This is a genomic window from Cellvibrio sp. KY-GH-1, from assembly GCF_008806975.1.
GTDB lineage: Bacteria > Pseudomonadota > Gammaproteobacteria > Pseudomonadales > Cellvibrionaceae > Cellvibrio.
This window is the reverse complement of sequence record NZ_CP031728.1, coordinates 3733050-3750819: the sequence shown is the minus strand read 5'-3', so window position 1 is coordinate 3750819 and position 17770 is coordinate 3733050. Positions and strand designations below refer to the sequence as shown.

The following is a 17770-nucleotide window of genomic DNA, read 5'->3' as shown; positions in this document are numbered from 1 at the left end:
CTCGAGGTGGATTAAGTGAAGTGCGTTAGTGGAGTAATCAACATGAACATCGGCGGGTTAATTGCTTTACTGTGCTTCACCACCAGCGTTTCCGCGGCGACGTTAGAGAGCGATAAAAAAATATCGCGCAGCCGCTTGCTGGTAACGGGTGGAGCTTCAACGATTGAAGGCCCAGCGGGTGGTGGCATAGTGCCTATGGCGGTCATCTCTGGTTATGGTGCGCAGGAGGAGCAGGGCGGTACTGCGTTTGCGAGTTATGTGGATACTGGCGATTATCAGCTTGAAGTATTTGGCGCAAGCTGGAGCTGGCGCAATCGTCTGGAATTGTCGGTCGCACAACAAAAACTCACTCATGATTCACTTACCGCTGCATTGAGCTTGCCAACCGACTCGATTAGCCAGCGAATTTATTCGGCCAAACTGCGTGTGGTGGGCGATTTAATTTATACGCCGATTCCGCAAATTAGTGTGGCCGTGCAGCACAAAGAAAATCTGGATTTTTTGGTGCCCGGTGCAGTCGGTGCAAAAAGCGATTCGGGGACTGATATTAATGTAACAGCGACCAAGGTTTTTCTTGGTGGATTGTTTAACCGCAATCTATTACTCAATGCCAATTTGCGTTACACCAATGCCAATCAAACCGGGTTAGTAGGCTTTGGTGGCGATAAAAATGATGATAAAGAAGTTCTACCGGAAATTTCTGCCGGCCTGTTGTTGAATAAACATTGGTTACTGGGAACTGAATATCGCCAAAAACCCAACAACCTTTCATTTATAAAAGAGGACGATTGGCAAACAGCATTTGTCGGCTGGTTTCCCTCGCGCAATATTGCTGTGGTTGCCGCTTGGGTGGATCTCGGTGAGGTTGCCACGTTTAAAGACCAGACAGGTTGGTACCTATCCGTTCAAGGGAGTTTTTAGCCATGCGCACACACGGGTTAATGATTGCCAGTCTAATAGCGGCACTGTTCCTTGCCGCTTGCGTTAATGGTACAAAAAAATCCCTCTATGACGAGCTTGGCCAATACGAAGGCATAGACAATATTGTACGTGAATTAATTTTTGTTATCGCTAAAGACGAACGCGTGAAGCCGCGTTACAAGGGCGTAAATATGCAGCACTTTAAAAAAGGCTTGAGCGATTACATTTGTGAGCTTTCTGGTGGCCCCTCCGATTACAACAATGAAAATATGCAGCAGGTTCATGCGGGCCACAACTACACCAACACCGAATTTAACGCGATAGTGGATGACCTGATTCTGGCGATGGAAAAACGCGGTGTTCCGGTAGCGACTCAAAACCGGTTGCTGGCGCTGTTGGCGCCCGCCTATAAAGATGTGGTTTACCAATAATAATCTGGTGTAACAGCAACTTTTGCTTTAACACTATTTAACATATATCCACAAATTTGAGTGTGCTCGTGCGCTGAGTCAGGTTTATTCTCTGCGATGCCTGACTTGTATGCCAGTTGCTATGATTGGTAGATACACATAACAAAAACAGCTCGAGACAATTTAAATGAAAATACCTGCCTTGAAAAAATCGGCCCTTGCCTTGTTGATGGCGAGCATCGTTTCCGCCCCCCTCATTTGGGCGGATACGTTAGCTCTGAATAATCAGGATTATTTTGAAATGCAGGGACTAAATGTCACCGTGTTTAGCGATATCTATCCTGATGGCCATCAAACCGGGGTAACGGTAATCCAACATGGCAGTCGGGTGGCCGCCAATGGCGATTTGCGCCTGGAAATTTCCCCGGGCCAGTGGTCGCCCATGCCGGTGGGTGGCAAGCAAACCGTTGATAAAAAAACACAGACAATTAGCCAGACACTTTCCTACCCGGACCCAAGTAAAGATCGCAAAGGTTTTAACCCGATTATTTATCCGGATTTAAAATTTACCTATCAGGTCAATGTGACCGCGCTGAAAGACAACCAATTTAAAATCAGTGTGGATTTGGAAAAGCCCTTGCCGCAAGAGTGGGTGGGAAAAATTGGCTTTAACTTTGAAATTTTCCCGGGGGAGTTTTTTGGTAAATCCTGGCTGCTGGATGAACAGAGCGGTATTTTTCCGCAGCAACCCAACGGCCCATTGGTGAATCCTCACGGCGAGTTTTTAACGGCGGCGCTGGCGACGGGGAAAAAATTAATTGTCGCGCCCGATGCGGACAAACAGCGCATGACCATTGAAAGTAAAACCGGCGAATTGGAATTGTGGGATGGCCGCGCCAATCACAATAACGGTTGGTACATAATGCGCGGTGTTATTCCGGCAGAAAAAACCAAAGGCGCATTGGAATGGGTGGTAACGCCACATGTGATTAAAAACTGGACCTATGATCCGGTGATTCAGGTATCACAATTGGGTTATGGTACGGCACAATCCAAACAGGTCGTCATCGAGCAAGACAAACGCGATACCAAAGCGTCCGAAATAAAAATTTATCGACTGTCGGAAAATGGAAAAACAGAAGTTAAAAAGGCCAAAGTAAAACCTTGGGGCAATTTCCTGCGCTACCAATACATGACCTACGATTTCTCCGATATCAAAACGCCAGGCATGTATCAAATCAGCTACCGCGATAAAACCTCGCAAGCGTTTAAAATCGGCGACGATGTGCTATCGCGCCACGCCTGGCAACCGACGCTGGAATATTTTTTACCCGTGCAGATGTGCCATATGCGCGTGAATGAAAAGTATCGTGTGTGGCATGGGTTGGATCACCAGGATGATGCGCGCATGATGCCGCTCAATTTTAATCATATCGACGGTTATATTTCTGACGGCAGTACGCGCACTAAATTCAAGCCGGGTGAAAGGGTTCCTGGTTTAAATGCGGGTGGCTGGCACGATGCGGGCGATTATGACCTGCGCGTAGAATCGCAAATGGGCACTGTGTGGCTGCTCGCCACTATGGTGGAAGAATTTGGATTGAATCACGATGCAACTTTAATTGATCAGGATAAAAAACTGGTTGAAATTCATGTTGCTGATGGCAAAAACGATGCGTTGCAACAAATCGAACACGGCTTGCTGAGTGTGCTGGGTGGCTACAAGGCCATGGGCCGTTTGTATCGCGGCATTATTGAACCGACGGTTCGCCAATATGTGTTACTGGGTGATGCCATGGTGCAAACCGATAATTTGCCCTATGACCCATCACTTAAAGAAGGCGACGTAAAAAATGGCAAATCCGGCACGCCGGATGATCGCTGGGTATTTACCGAAGACAATCCCGAGCGTGAGCTAGATGTAGCGGCGGGTTTAGCGGCAGCGGCGCGCGTATTGAAAACCTACAATCCGCAAATGGCAAAAGACGCCCTGGATGCGGCGCAAAATTTGTATCGCATCGCCGCTCCTAATACCAAAAGACAGGATGTGCGCGTATTTGCTTTGGCTGAATTAATTCTGGCGACCAATAGCGATGTTTATCGCAAGGAATTAATTGGCTTGCAGCAAAATATAGTGGCAGAAATTGAAAAAACCGGTTGGGCAATTGGCCGGGTAATGCCATCTATTAACGATGAAAAATTTACCGGCGCGATTAATAGTGCGGTTGAAAATTATCAAAAAACCGTGCATGAACGCGCTAAAACCGAATCGCCCTACGGTGTACCATACAAACCTAATATTTGGGGCGCGGGCTGGAGCATTCAGGATTTCGGTGTTAAACAATATTTTTTCCACAAATCCTGGCCGCAATTCACCGGTACTGATTCCTACGTGAATGCGCTGAATTTTGTATTGGGCGTGCACCCAGGCGATAACACCCAAAGTTTTGCCTCAGGTGTGGGCGCAAATTCAGCCACAGTCGCTTATGGAGTAAACCGCGCCGACTGGTCTTACATTCCCGGCGGCGTAATTTCCGGCACAGCATTAATTCGCCCGGATCTACCCGAATTAAAAATCTGGCCCTTCTTCTGGCAACAAACCGAATATGTAATGGGTGGCGGAGAAGCCAATTACATGTTCCTGGCGTTGGCGGTAGATCAGTTAAACAACAAAAAATAGTTTTTTCTATTGCGTGAATGGTTAATGAAATATTGCTGTCTTTATTAATGATAAATTTCTACGGATTAATCTTTTGTTCTTGGTTAATCAGTAGTGCTAGATCTCGTACTGGTGCTGAGTCGATTTCGTCATTAACAGCAAATCTGTTAAATCTTAAAAATCAATTTTCCGTAAATTCGAATTATCTGGCATCAAAAAAGGGGACTTTCTCTCTTTTTGGCGTCAGATATTTTTTTGTGGGTTGCGATTTTAAAAAGATTGTCCATAGTTACACTGCCCGGTTGCATGACAATGTTTTTTTTTGTAAACCGGCGCCTCGTTCTTTTCGTTTTATAAGCTTATGTCGTTGAAAACCCTACAAATTTAAATTTTGTTTCATTTCTACACGGTGTTGACAACGTTGTCCATTTGGGCTTAAGTTTCCGGTCGACAACGTTGTCGACTATTGGTTCCAGCGTTGCAGAGGCTTATCAACATTAAAATAGCTAGAGGGATAGTCATGACGAACAAATTAAGAGATTCAATCCGCTCGGTGAACCGCAAGCTGATGCTGTGCGGTTCAGCAGCAACCCTGGCCGTATTTGCGTCCGGCGTGCAAGCGCAGGAGCCGGTGGAAGAAGTACTGGTTCAGGGTGTACGTGCAGCGCAGGAGACTGCGATTAACACTAAAAGGAGTGCTGACTCCGTAGTGGATAGTATTGCGGCAGAAGATATTGGTAAGTTGCCAGACGTTACTGTATCTGACTCTTTACAGCGTATCCCTGGCATTCAGGTTGAGCGAACGGCGGGTGAAGGTGGTCCGGTACAAATTCGTGGTTTGAGTAACGTTGCCACAATGCTTAATGGCGAAACATTCCTGAGTGCAACCACAATTGATAGTGCGGGCGCGGATTTTGGTGATTTGCCTTCTCAATTGATGTCGGGTGCTGATGTATATAAATCAACCCGCGCAGACCTCACCGCTCTGGGTATCTCGGGTACTATCGATTTGAAAACCCGTCGTCCTTTTGATTTGGATGAAGGTTGGACTTTTGCCGGTGGTGCAGAGCTTGACCAAGGTTCCATTAGCAAGGAAACCGACCCAACTGTTAACGGTTTGATTGGTTGGAATAACGAAGATATCGGCTTCCTGGTGAGCGCGGTAACTACCGAGAAAAATCTGGCGACAGACTACAACGGTTATTTTGATACTTCAGAAAACGGTGGTATCGGGGCTGCAAATAGCAACTTCTCTTGGAGTACTCCATCTCAAGACGCGGACGTCCATTATGTAATGCCGCAAGGTTTTGCTGCGTTCCATAAAGAAGAAGAGCGCAACCGCGATGGCGTTAACGCTTCTTTCCAGGCAAATATTACTGATGGAGTAGAAGTTGTTGCAGATTATTTCTACAGCAAGCAAGACCGCTTCAACCGTCGCATGGGCTTCTCCCACAACAACCGTTGGCAGACATTTACCAATTACGCATTCGCTAACGAGCGCTTGAGAGAATTTGAAGACATCTACACTGGCGGCACTCCCTGGACAACCGTTAACAGTTTTAGTGCAAGACCTTATCGTGTGCAGTCATTCACCCAGGTCAACCGTAATACGGAAGAATCAGAAAACCTGAGTCTTGCTCTGAACTTCGACAACGGCGGTCCATTGACTGGTAGCGTACGTGTAACTCGTGCTGATGCAACTGCCAGCATGCGCCATGGTTATATCGAAGGCGATATGATGAGCATTGACCAGAATACTCTGGTTACCGGCCCAGGTGGTTTGGTTCCTGCCAAATACTGTAATGGTTCCAATGCAATCCCGGGTACAGCAACTGGCGATAAGGGCGGATGCTTTATTCAGTACTCTCCCGGCGGCATGTGGGGTACTGACTGGCGTATCAATTACGATGCGTCGGGTGAGCATCCTGTGTTCAGCGGCTTTGACCAGGTTGTAAATGGTGGTCAGGGCATGAAGAGTGTTGCTGACTACATGGCAGATATTGACTCTTATCATGTAGGTGCGATTTCGTCAGAGAACAATACTGACGATGACGGCACTATGAACACTTTCAGCACCAAGTGGAGCTATGCGTTTGATGACACTCCTTTTATCACAAACGTAGATTTTGGTTTGCGTCAAAGCGAGCGCGAAGTAGATCACTCAGCGTTTTCATATTTTGCCAATTTTGCAGACACTGGCTGTTCAGCCCAGTGGAAAGCCGTTGACCAGTTTGCTGGTACGTCAGAGTGTGACCCCACTAAAGCGCAGGGTGAGATGGTTAATGGTGCATTTGTGAATTACACCCTGTTGCCACCGACCCGTTTGGATCAACACAACGATGTAATTTGGATGGATGATTTTGGTCCAGTCAAAGGTCTCCCTGGTGTTTGGGTTGCTGATCCACGTGCGTTTGATGACACCCTCAAGTACCAGGAAAAAGTATTCGGTGCGCAGACTAAATTTAATCAGCCAGGTCAAAGTTATGGCGTTGGTCTTGATGAGTTCAGTTACTTCCTTCAAGGTGATTTTGCAGCAGGAGATTGGAAAGGTACATTAGGAGTTAAGTTTATTGAAACCGATTTGACGGTTTTACAAAACTTGACTGGCGAAGGTGTGCCTCACTCTGGCGTTAACTACGATGCTGGTGATGTGGTAACTAAGCGCAGCTATACCGATGTGTTGCCATCTTTGAACATGTCCTATGACATTTCAGATGATCTGAAAGTGCGTTTTGGTTACGGTGAAACCATGATGCCGTTGAATCTCTTACAATGGGGCGGTGCGAAATCTGTTGCGCGTGTTTTTAACGATGATTGTGATTGTATGCGTGTAACTAGTGGTGGTTCGTTGGCGGGTAACCCGGAGCTGGATCCAACACGTGCTGAAAATATTGACCTTTCTGTGGAGTGGTATTTAGGTGGCGCCTCTGCATTAAGTGCAACTATATTTGATATTGAAATTGACAGCTTTATTAAAACTGATTCTATTTATATCAAAGAGTTGGATGCTGACGGTCTCTATCATGGTCCAGCAGAGGGCTGGCGTTTTAGTGCGCCAGTTCAAGGTACTGGCGGTAAAGTGAAAGGCGTTGAGCTGGCTGCTAAAGTTGCATTCGCAGATATTACTGAAGGCTTCTTATCAAATTTCGGCTTTGACGTAAACTACACGCTATCCGATAGTTCGCAAGACAAGAAGGGCGTTAATGGAAAAGAGTTACCTTTCATTAACAACTCTGAAGATACCTACAACATTGTTGGTTGGTTCGAAAACGAGTTCTTGTCAGCGCGTCTTGCTTACAACTTCCGTTCACCACGACTGGTTGCCGAAGGCAATGCTGCAATTGCTGAGCAAGCCTTGTATCAGGATGATTACGGTCAACTCGACCTGAACGTTACCTATGACATCACCGATAATGTTTCTGTATACCTCAACGGTTCCAACATCACTGAGGAATTCCAGCAAACTTATCTGGAGTACAAAGAGCAAAAAGCCTTCCAAAACATTTACGAAGCGCGTTGGGCTTTGGGTACTCGTGTGAACTTCTAATCACTTGACTCATAAGTGGTTGGAAACTCAAGCCTGAGTTAAGGCAAGATAACGCCACGGCGAGTAATCGTCGTGGCGTTATTGTTTTTTGTTCGCATCTTCAAATGTGGAGTCATTGTGAATAGTAATTATCAAGTTAAATCCATAGTGATCGCCGGTGGTGGTACCGCAGGCTGGATGGCGGCTGCCAAACTTAGCCAGCATTTTTCCAAAACTGATATTCGTATAACGGTCATTGAATCCAGTGTGATAGGTACTGTGGGCGTAGGTGAAGCAACTATCCCCACCTTGCGCCGTTTTTATCAGTCACTGGGAATGGATGACATGGAAGTGATGCGCAAGACTAATGCCACGGTAAAACTGGGGATTGAATTTAAGGATTGGTATAAACCGCACACGTCGTTTATCCATCCGTTTGGCCTGTTCGGTCATGAAGCAAATGGCATTCGCTTCCATCATTACTGGCTCAAGTTACAACAGGCAGGTGACGCGGCGGAATTGGAGAAATATTCGCTGGGTATTGCCATGGCGCGCGCGAATAAATTTACTTTTCCAGCAGAGCGACCTTCGTCGCCGTTATCTGTTTTTGATTGGGCATTGCATTTTGATGCCGCGCTATTTGCTAAATTGATGCGCGAACACGCGCTTACAAAAGGCGTTACCCACATAGATGCAAAAATCACCTCGGTTAATTTGCATCCGGATACCGGCTTTATTGACAGTTTGACGTTGGACGACGAGCGCTATATTGCGGCCGAACTATTTATTGATTGCACAGGTTTTAATGGGCTGCTAATTGCGGATAGTTTAAAAACACCTTATATCGATTGGAGCCAATGGCTGCTGTGTGACCGCGCTATGGCGGTGCAATCGGAATTGGTGGGTGAGCCGGCGGTACGCACCGTTTCAATAGCCCATGGCAGTGGTTGGCAATGGAAAATTCCGTTGCAGCATCGCCAGGGTAATGGCCATGTGTATGCCAGTAATTTTATTGATGATGAGCAGGCGGAAGCGACACTGTTACAGCATATTGATGGCAAGGTGTTGCATGCGCCGCGTAAATTCCAGTTTACTGCCGGGCGTCGCGCCCAGGCCTGGAATAAAAATTGTATTGCGCTCGGCCTTGCTGCTGGATTCCTTGAGCCGCTGGAAAGTACCAGCATTGCCTTGATTGAAACCGGGATTGAAAAAATTTGCGGGTCATTCCCTTATGCATTTTTTAATCAGGAAAAAATTGATCACTTTAATCAAGTGACCGCTATTGAGTGGGAGCGTATTCGCGATTTTATTATTCTGCATTACAAGCTTAATCAACGCGATGATTCAGAATTCTGGCGTTATTGCCGAGCTATGGCAGTGCCCGATCCGTTACAGCAAAAAATTACCGCCTATAGTGAACAAGGGGATTTGTTACATTACCCCTGGGAGATTTTTCATCCAGATTCCTGGCTGGCAATTTACAGCGGATTTAATCTCTATCCAAAAATTTACAACCAAAATGTTGACCGATTAAATGCCGATTACCTCAAGCAAAGCTTGGCCGCTATGCGCAGTTCGATAGCGAATGCCGTTGCCGATTTGCCGAGTCATCAGGAATTTATTGATCAGCATTGCAAGATGTCCATGGCATAAGGCAAACAATTTATGAAGCGAACGGAAAATCCGCTGGGATCAATTTGTATTGTTGGTGGTGGTACGGCGGGTTGGATGGCAGCCAGTTTGCTCAGCAATATTTTGCATGGCAGCAACACGAAAATAACCTTAATCGAATCAGCCGATATAGCTACTATCGGCGTTGGTGAGGCGACTGTGCCATCGTTCATGGCTTTTTTGAAAGATGCTCGCCTGGATACCAAAGAGTTTATGCAAGCAACGGCAGGCTCAATCAAATTAGGTATCCGTTTTGAAAACTGGTATCAACAGAATCACCATTTTCTCCATCCCTTTGGCAAGATTGGCCGCGCTATTGACGGGCATGAGTTTTATCAAATTTGGCTAAAAACCTTGGCCGATGGCAATACAACACGCTGGGTAGATCATTCACCTTCCGGAATTATGTCGGAAGAAAACCGCTTCATTACGGAAATGCAATTGGCAAAAACTCCGCTGGCCAGTTACGGTTATGCCGTGCATTTGGATGCAGCTTATGCCGCGCGTCATATGCGAGAAATTACCCTGGCACGCGGTGTGCAGCGTATTGAAAGTACCGTAGAGAGTGTGCAAACCGATGAGCGGAAATTTATTCAATCGGTGCAACTCGCGAATGGTCAAACGATTGAAAGTGATTTTTTTATCGACTGTACCGGCTTTAAAGGGCTGCTAATATCAGAAACCTTGAAAGTTGGTTATGACGATTGGTCCAATTACTTGCCCTGTAATCGCGCCGTTGCCGTGCAAACGGAAAATGCGGGTGATCCGCTTGCGTATACCATTGCTTCTGCACGTGCCGCGGGTTGGAGCTGGAAAATTCCATTGCAGCATCGCACTGGTAATGGATATGTGTTTGCCAGCGATTATTGTTCTGACGATGAAGCTATTAATACTTTAATGAGTGTTATTAAAGGTGATCTGATTAATGAGCCGCGCATAATTCCTTTTGTAAGTGGTATGCGCGAAAAAATTTGGTACAAAAACTGTTTGGCGTTGGGGCTGGCGTCGGGATTTATTGAGCCACTGGAATCTACTGCGATTCATTTGGTTTATCGGACCTTGGTGCATTTCATTCGTAACTTTCCCGATAAACATTTTGCATCATTTTTGGAGCAACAATTTAATTGCGATATTGCCCGCGACTATATGGAAATTCGCGATTTTGTCATTTTGCATTACTGCACCACCCAGCGTGGCGACACCGCATTTTGGCGCTGGTGCCAGACAATGGAAATTCCTGAAAGTTTGCGTGAAAAAATTAATCAGTTTCGCCATCGCGGGCAATTGCAACATCACCCGGAAAATCTGTTTGGGGCAGACAGCTGGTATTCCATTTTAGAGGGAATGAATATTCGCCCTGAAACATATCATCCGCTGGTTGATGCATTGGACAGCCAAAAGTTAGGGCAATCACTCAAGCAAGGCGCTAACGCAATTCGCGCTACGGTGATGAAGCTGCCGTCGCATGGCGAATTTCTTCGCCAGCATTGCCCGGCGAAACAGAGTTAGTGTTCAAAATCCGGCGCAACACAATGCCGGCGAATAAATTCTGCATGGCTAGTTGCGCTTCTTCCTGCCTGGTCGAGAGTTTGCTTTATTTTCGCTAGCTGGGCGGCGATAGTCTCATCGCTAAAATGATCGATGCGGTTATCGGTTCGCGCAGGAACAATTCCAAATCCGTGATAAATACTCAACCAACTGGATCTCTCAAAGGCTTCAGGTTCGTGCTGTAAAATGTGGCCACTGCTCTTAAACAGTTCAATTTTATGGGCAAGGCTTTCCGGAATTTCCATTGCTTGGCAATAGCGCCAGAATTCGGTATCAGTGCGTTGCGTGAGTTTGTAATGCAGCACAATAAAATCGCGAATACGCTCCATTTCGTGCTGGTGGCGCCGGTTCACTTCGGCAATCATGGCTGGGTCAAATGACATATCCGGAAAGAATGTTAGCAAGTGAGTGATGCCAGTCTGGATTAATGAAATGCTGGTGCTTTCCAATGGTTCAATAAAGCCGGACGCCAGGCCCAGAGCATAACAATTTTTATTCCAGACTTTTTTGCGGCGACCGGCTTTAAAGGCAAAGGGTTTGGGTGTGGTAATCGGATGTCCGCTGATGCGTTGTAAGAGAGTCTCTTCAGCTTGGGCCTTGTCAAGGAAACGGCTGCAAAACACATAGCCGTTACCCGTGCGATGTTGCAGTGGAATTTTCCACATCCAACCGGCATCCAATGCAGTCACGCGAGTGTAAGGTGTGGGCTCATTGGTGTTTAGCGATTGCACGGCAACAGCGCCATCACACAACAGCCATTGTTGCCAGTCTTCGTAACCCGTATTCAGTGTCTCTTCAATTAATAAACCTTTGAAGCCAGTGCAATCAATAAATAAATCGCCCGCAATCAGTTCTCCATTATCCAGCAGCACCGACTCAATAAAACCATCAGCGTTGCGTAGGTTTACTTTTTCAATTTTTTGGTCGATGTGGGTAACGCCACGGGAAATAGACAGTTCACGCATCACCTTCGCATAGAGTGAGGCATCAAAATGATACGCATACGAGAAATCCGCCAAAGGATTGTTGGGGTTTTCTTGCGGCTGGGCGAAATTATTGTGTTTGGCGAGTTGCGTTCCAATCGAGTAATCATGCAAATCTGCAGTGGGATTATTTTTTTTCAAGCGATAGAAATAATGCTGGAATTCAACACCATTGAAATTAATACCGTAATCAGCAAAAGGGTGGAAAAATTGACTGCCCTGTTTATGCCAATTTTCAAATTGAATACCCAATTTAAAGCTGGCGCGGGTTGCACGAATGAATTCCAATTCATCAAGGCCGACAGAATTATTGAACTGAACAATGCTGGGAATGGTTGCTTCGCCGACACCCACAGTGCCTATGGTAGTGGATTCGATCAGGGTAATGTCCAGAGACCTGCCTTGGGCAAAACGCGAGAGGCTGGCTGCTGCCATCCATCCGGCAGTACCGCCGCCGACAATGACTATTTTTCGAATGGGCGTATGTTGAGCTGATGGGTGCGACATTACGTGGGTTCCTGCGAAAAGTTGTTACCGTTTTTATCGGGAGTCGCGCTAGAGTTGTTGGCCATCTGCGTGGCCTGATGAGTTTGCATCATAGCCGAATGTCTGACTGGATGGGCAAAAATAATGATTGGTATAAGTCGGGCCCCGCTGTGCGATAGCGAAATTTAATAAAGCTAAAGTGTGATTGTTGTTTGGTCTGTGACTGTGGGAAAATGTAAAAAAATTATAGCGAATAAAACAGCGGGCATTTCATAAACCTGTGGTCACTGGCCACATTTAAAATGCTACAGAAATCGTATGAAAAAAATAGTGATTGTCGGTGGAGGTACCGCGGGCTGGATGAGTGCGCTGATTATGGCGCGCCAGTGGAATACCCAGGGGTTCCAAATTGAATTACTGGAATCGCCCGAGGTGGGGATTATCGGCGTGGGTGAGGGGTCTACACCTGCGCTGAAAGTATTTTTTGATTTGCTGGGCATTGCCGAGGCCGAGTGGATGCCTGAGTGCAACGCCACCTACAAATGCGGCATCAGTTTTGAAAACTGGTCGACGCGCGCAGGTTATGAGCGCTATTTCCATCCGTTTTCTGCCGCACTGGATCGCCAGACCTTGCCTATGTTTATGCATAATGTGCAGACGCGCTTGCGCGGTGCTGATCTTTATGCCCATCCCGATCGTTTTTTTATTGCATCGCGCATCGCGCGCGAATGTCTCGCGCCGGTCGCGCCGGAAAATTTCCCCTTTGATGTTCACTATGGCTATCACTTTGATGCTGTTTTGCTCGGCCAATTCCTGCGCAAAAAAGCCATTGCGCGCGGCGTTGTCCATCGCGTCTGCCATGTTGTGCAGGTACAGCAAGATGATGCAGGCAATATTGTTGCGGTCGTATCGGATACTGGCGACGTTCATGCCGCCGATTTTTTCGTCGATTGCACCGGGTTTGCCAGTTTGCTGTTGCAAAAAACCTTGCAGACACCCTTTGTGAGTTACCGTAATAATTTATTGAATGATGCGGCGGTCGCCATGCCCTCGGATATCGGCGAAAAAATTCCCTCGGAAACTGTTTCCACTGCATTAAACAATGGCTGGGCCTGGAAGATTCCATTAACCAATCGCTACGGCAATGGCTATGTATATAGCTCGCAATTTTGTTCCGCCGATGAAGCCGAACACGAATTGCGTGCACGCTTGGGATTACTGGACGCTGATATTCCGGTGCGTCATTTAAAAATGAACATTGGTCGCGTGCGGGAGCACTGGGTAAAAAATTGTTTGGCGGTCGGTTTGTCGCAAGGGTTTATTGAGCCGCTGGAGGCAACTGCATTATTTTTAGTGCAGCAAACCATAGCAATTTTTGCGGAGGATTTTACCCGCGGTGAATTTACCGATCGCTACCGCACCGAATTTAATCAACGCATCAATGGCCATTTTGATGGTGTGCGCGACTACATAGTTACCCATTACAAAACCAGTTCACGCACCGACACTGAATACTGGCGCGCTAACACTGCCGATCAGCAGGATGTATCGCAAACCATGTTGGAACTCTATAGCAGCTGGTTTGCGGGAAAAGATTTGGCGGCAGAAGTACAGCGACTGAATATTTCCAGCTATTACCCGGCACCCTCCTGGTATTGCATTTTGGCGGGCATGGGCATTTTGCCCAAGGCAGAGCAAGTGCGTAAACCAACCGCCGAAGAAGCACGTTTTGATTTGCCTGCAATGGATAATTTTTTACGCCGCTGCACGCTGAATTTTTCGGATCATCGCTGGTATTTGGAAAAATTAGCAAGCAATTTTCCCGTCTACACAGAGTAAGGTAATAAGTTGTGACCTCTTTGAAATCTTATGTTGAAAATCATATTTATCCCGCATTTCCTTTTAAATTTTTTAAAAAGGTTGTTGTCGGTAGTTATTTTTTCATTGCATTGCTGCTTGGCGTGGGTTGTTCTGTCGCGGATGCTTTTCTAAACAGTAGATTCCTGGAGTTTGGTTTTTTGATGGTTGCCTTAACTATTTTTGGATTTGGTGTTTTAGCTATCTGCTCTGTACAATTTTCTACAAAGGTACTGCGCGAAAATGTAAGTGTTGAGGATGCTAAATATGGAATTTACTTTTTAATTTACACCGGCTTGGGTGGGATAGCGCTGATTTATTCTGATTACATCTTGGCATTATTTTGGGCGCCGTAGGTCACGCCTTGTTGTGCGAATTAACGTGATTGATAAAGACGTAGCTATTCAAGTGCGCAGAAAAAAGCCCCGCCGTAGCGGGGCGAACAAAGGAGAGGAGATCATCAGTTGGGGGAATTCCTTCCCCCGGTCATACTTAGAACTTGGCGCGTACACCCAGGGTGTAACGAGCTTCATACACGTTTTGGTTAACCACTACGTCTTCCCATTGCATGTAAGTTTCTTCGTACTCTTCGGTGATGTTGGTGCCTTGCAAGTACACAGTCAGGTTGTCATTGATGTCGTAGCTGACGGATGCATCCACGTAAGTGGTTGGTGCTTGCCACCAGGCCGCCGGGCTACCGTCATTCCAGGCGCGACCAATGAAGCGCTCACTGCGATAGTTGTAGGCAACACGCGCTTGCCATTGCTCATACTCGTACCACACTACAGCGTTAATCTGGTTTTCAGAGTTGTCGGCCATTGGCATGGTTTTGCCGTAGAAGTCTTTCTCGCCACCAGTACCGTCAGTGAAGGTGTAGTTGATGGTAGTACCCAAACCGCTCCATGCACCCGGCAGGAAGTCGAAGGCTTGTTGGTAGCCCAGCTCCAAACCTTTCACCACTCCACCGTCGGTGTTGTCACGCGTCGTCAGGTCGATCGTTTCGCCGGGCCTGCGGTTAACGCCATCGGAATCCGCGACAGTTGGAATTTGCACGGTCGTGGTGGCAATAGAAGTTTCTACATCCACACGGAATGCACCCAGGCTGACCATGCCGCTATCGCTGAAGTACCACTCGTAGCTCAGGTCATAATTATCCGCACGCCAAGGCTCCATATTCGGGTTGCCGTTTTGTGAGGCGCTCACCACCTGGAACACACCCAGTTCAGGGTTGTTATTGGTGGTGTAGGTGCGCCCCAGACCCAGATCGTTAGCGTCCAGTTGAGTCATGGTTTTTGAGTAAGCCAGACGCAGCTTGGTGTCATCGGTGGTATCAAAAGCAATATTGAAACGCGGCAGGAAGTCATTGAAAGTGCGCTCAACCACATCGCTGCTGGCGATCGTCGGTGCAACGCCATCCAGCGCCGGGTACACGGTGCCGTTGACGGTCACTTTGGTGGTATCAACCGATGGAATGAACTGGGTGATATCCAGACTGGTTTCAATGTACTGCATGCCGAAGTTAGCCTGATAGGGCAGGCCGGCTTCCCCTTCAAACGAACCCTGGAAGTAGAAAGTTTGGGTTTGGTCTTCAACGGTATAGCTCTGTGCGCCGTCTTTTTGCTTCACGTTGCCCGGATACAGGGCTTCGTGGAAGGCAAATGCATTTTTCATCGCTTTAGGATTGATGAAGTAATAGCTATTGCCGTCACTTGCCGGGCCAAAGTCGCTTACCTGATGGATGTAACCCGAGTCTTGCAGCTCCGAAAAGGTGAAGGTTTTGGCAATGGTGTCGCCGCCAGAAACGCCGGGAATTCCTGAGTCTTTCCATTTGGAATAGACGGTGACATTGTTGCCGCTCGCGTCTTTTACCGTGAATGGTGCGATCAGGTCATATTGGTTGCGCTCGATTTCACGATCGCCAAAACGGTAGCCGAAATCTACTTTTACCCCATCATCAAACTGATATGTACCGTCGAAACGGAACACGTCCAAGGTAGATTCTTCATCGCGGTTTTGATGGGAGAACGCAGATACCAGGCCGTAGCTGTCGATGTCCTGGCCAAAGCCTTGTGGGTATTGGATGCTCGGATGTTCACCTGAGAAATCGGCGACTACGGGTACACGTTCACCGTTAGGGCCGTAACCACCCGGGTTAACGGGTGCTTTTACGCCGCCATAGCTGGTTTGCAAGCCAGATTGCATACCGCTGGTGATCAGCGCATCGGCAAAGCTGCTGGTGTGGTCGTTGGTGGCATTGCCATGGGCGTAGCGCACTTTCCCGCTGAAGTTATCCGTGAAATCGATATTGGCTTGCAGGTTGAAGTTCAGGGACTCGCGGTCGTCCATTTGGGTTTCGCTTTTGGCGATAACGCGCAGAGCTTCCAAATTGGTTACGGATGAGGTGTAGAAGTCTTTGCCATTGCCGCCCACAGCCTTGCCGCGGTTAACCAGGGTATTCAAATCCGGATTTACCCAGTCATATTGGGCCCAGGAGTTGTCCGCAATCAGGCCATTTACATAATCGCCCTGGTCCATCTTGGTGTAGAACACATCGGCAACCAGCTCAACGCTGTCGTTTACCTGGAATTGTGCGGTGCCGGAAATGCCGGTGCGCTCGCGCTCGGCGGTACGGTTGGTCACACCGTAATCGATGGTGCCAAATACCTGGTCATTGGTGTCGCCGTCGCCTGTCAGGTCGGAAGCAGTACCTTGGCCCGGCCAGTCGCCATTCTCGTTGTAACCGCGGAACCACCAGTCGCTGTACATGCCGTAGCGGAAGTTCGCGAGGGTGGCCTTGGAGTTGGAAACGCTGAGCAGGGCGCCGAAGTTATCGCCGTTGTTAAAGCCAGCGAAACCGGAAATTTTGTGGCCGATATCGTCATCAGTGTATTTGCCCTGTGAGCCTTCAGCGGCACCGGCAAATGTCCAGCCATCATCAAGGTCAAAAGGGCGGCGGGTTTTCAGGTCGATAGTACCGGCAACACCGGCGGCCAGGGTTGAAGCCTGGGCGGATTTCACTACGTCCACACGCGACAGCAATTCTGCCGGGATATCGGTGAAGTCTGGTTGCGCGGTGGTAATTGAACCCGCACTCAGGAATTGTTCACCATTCAGAAGGGTACTGACTTGCGGCATACCGCGTACGTTAACGGTTGATCCTTCCCCCGCATTGCGACGGATCTGGATACCGGGAACACGTTGCAGCGAGTCGGCAATGGTAGTGTCGGGCAGTTTGCCAATGTCTTCCGCGCTAATGGCGTCAACTACTGAGCCCGAGTCGCGTTTAACGCTGACGGAGTTGGTTAAGGATGCCTTGATGCCGGTAACCACAACTTCTTCAACCTGATCCCCCTGGGCAAAGGCGGTGGTGGCAACACTGGCGGCGATGATGGTGGACAGTAACTTTCGGTTAAAACTTGCAGAAGTTTTCATGCGTGCGTCCTCTAGTTTGTGCTTGTTATTAAAAACAACCCCACTTTCCGAAGACCGAAAAGGCGAGCTGTCTATTGGGATGATTTGGGTATCTGCGTACCCATGGCATCCATTAAAACGGCGCAATCCTAGATGTAAACGTTTACATTTTCAAACGATTTGTCGTGAAGTTATGGAAGGAGTCAGGCTTTTACGGATGAAGTTGTTTATGGTTAATTTTTTAACAGCTGCGATTTAAATATTTATGTATATGAAAATAAAGGACTTTAATTTTTTA

10 protein-coding genes are annotated in these 17770 nt (G+C 47.5%); 8 read left to right on the top strand and 2 right to left on the bottom strand.

Features of this window, described 5'->3' with window-relative positions:
• The first annotated feature begins 15 nt into the window (after positions 1 to 15).
• The 6 genes from D0C16_RS15780 (at position 16) to D0C16_RS15755 (ending at position 10696) form a co-directional block, all read left to right on the top strand.
• A complete protein-coding gene (locus tag D0C16_RS15780) occupies positions 16 to 921 on the top strand; it encodes a DUF3034 family protein (RefSeq protein ID WP_225318712.1) in 906 nt (301 codons plus the stop codon).
• Between the two features lie 2 nt (positions 922 to 923).
• A complete protein-coding gene (locus tag D0C16_RS15775) occupies positions 924 to 1352 on the top strand; it encodes a group 1 truncated hemoglobin (RefSeq protein WP_225318711.1) in 429 nt (142 codons plus the stop codon).
• A 166-nt stretch (positions 1353 to 1518) separates the two neighbouring features.
• Positions 1519 to 4011 (top strand): glycoside hydrolase family 9 protein, encoded by a 2493-nt coding sequence (locus tag D0C16_RS15770; RefSeq protein ID WP_151033237.1) that lies wholly within the window; start codon positions 1519 to 1521, stop codon positions 4009 to 4011.
• Between the two features lie 499 nt (positions 4012 to 4510).
• Positions 4511 to 7537: a TonB-dependent receptor gene (locus tag D0C16_RS15765; protein ID WP_191968512.1), complete on the top strand. Its 3027-nt coding sequence runs from the start codon at positions 4511 to 4513 to the stop codon at positions 7535 to 7537.
• A gap of 117 nt (positions 7538 to 7654) precedes the next feature.
• A complete protein-coding gene (locus D0C16_RS15760; protein WP_225318710.1) occupies positions 7655 to 9169 on the top strand; it encodes a tryptophan halogenase family protein in 1515 nt (504 codons plus the stop codon).
• Between the two features lie 12 nt (positions 9170 to 9181).
• Positions 9182 to 10696: a tryptophan halogenase family protein gene (locus D0C16_RS15755; RefSeq protein WP_151033236.1), complete on the top strand. Its 1515-nt coding sequence runs from the start codon at positions 9182 to 9184 to the stop codon at positions 10694 to 10696.
• Here D0C16_RS15755 and D0C16_RS15750 read toward each other — a convergent pair.
• Positions 10693 to 12225 (bottom strand): tryptophan halogenase family protein, encoded by a 1533-nt coding sequence (locus D0C16_RS15750; protein ID WP_151033235.1) that lies wholly within the window; start codon positions 12223 to 12225, stop codon positions 10693 to 10695. The genes D0C16_RS15755 and D0C16_RS15750 overlap by 4 nt on opposite strands.
• 297 nt (positions 12226 to 12522) lie before the next feature.
• On the opposite strand from D0C16_RS15750, the gene D0C16_RS15745 reads away from it, so the two are divergent.
• Together D0C16_RS15745 and D0C16_RS15740 are read left to right on the top strand one after the other, a co-directional pair.
• Positions 12523 to 14043, top strand: a complete 1521-nt coding sequence (locus D0C16_RS15745) for a tryptophan halogenase family protein (RefSeq protein WP_151033234.1) — start codon at positions 12523 to 12525, stop codon at positions 14041 to 14043.
• Positions 14044 to 14054: 11 nt separating this feature from the next.
• On the top strand, positions 14055 to 14417 hold the full coding sequence (locus D0C16_RS15740; RefSeq protein WP_151033233.1) for a hypothetical protein: 363 nt from the start codon (positions 14055 to 14057) through the stop codon (positions 14415 to 14417).
• Positions 14418 to 14553: 136 nt separating this feature from the next.
• Here the strand turns inward: D0C16_RS15740 and D0C16_RS15735 are convergent, their stop codons facing one another.
• Entirely contained in the window at positions 14554 to 17493 is a 2940-nt protein-coding gene (locus D0C16_RS15735; protein WP_151033232.1) for a TonB-dependent receptor, read from the bottom strand.
• Between the last annotated feature and the right edge of the window lie 277 nt (positions 17494 to 17770).

Excerpts from the sequence above, each read along its gene's own strand:
- D0C16_RS15755 (WP_151033236.1), top strand. The coding sequence starts at position 9,182 with ATGAAGCGAACGGAAAATCCGCTGGGATCAATTTGTATTGTTGGTGGT.
- D0C16_RS15775 (WP_225318711.1), top strand. The coding sequence starts at position 924 with ATGCGCACACACGGGTTAATGATTGCCAGTCTAATAGCGGCACTGTTC.
- D0C16_RS15765 (WP_191968512.1), top strand. The coding sequence starts at position 4,511 with ATGACGAACAAATTAAGAGATTCAATCCGCTCGGTGAACCGCAAGCTG.
- D0C16_RS15735 (WP_151033232.1), bottom strand. The coding sequence starts at position 17,493 with ATGAAAACTTCTGCAAGTTTTAACCGAAAGTTACTGTCCACCATCATC.
- D0C16_RS15745 (WP_151033234.1), top strand. The coding sequence starts at position 12,523 with ATGAAAAAAATAGTGATTGTCGGTGGAGGTACCGCGGGCTGGATGAGT.
- D0C16_RS15770 (WP_151033237.1), top strand. The coding sequence starts at position 1,519 with ATGAAAATACCTGCCTTGAAAAAATCGGCCCTTGCCTTGTTGATGGCG.
- D0C16_RS15750 (WP_151033235.1), bottom strand. The coding sequence starts at position 12,225 with ATGTCGCACCCATCAGCTCAACATACGCCCATTCGAAAAATAGTCATT.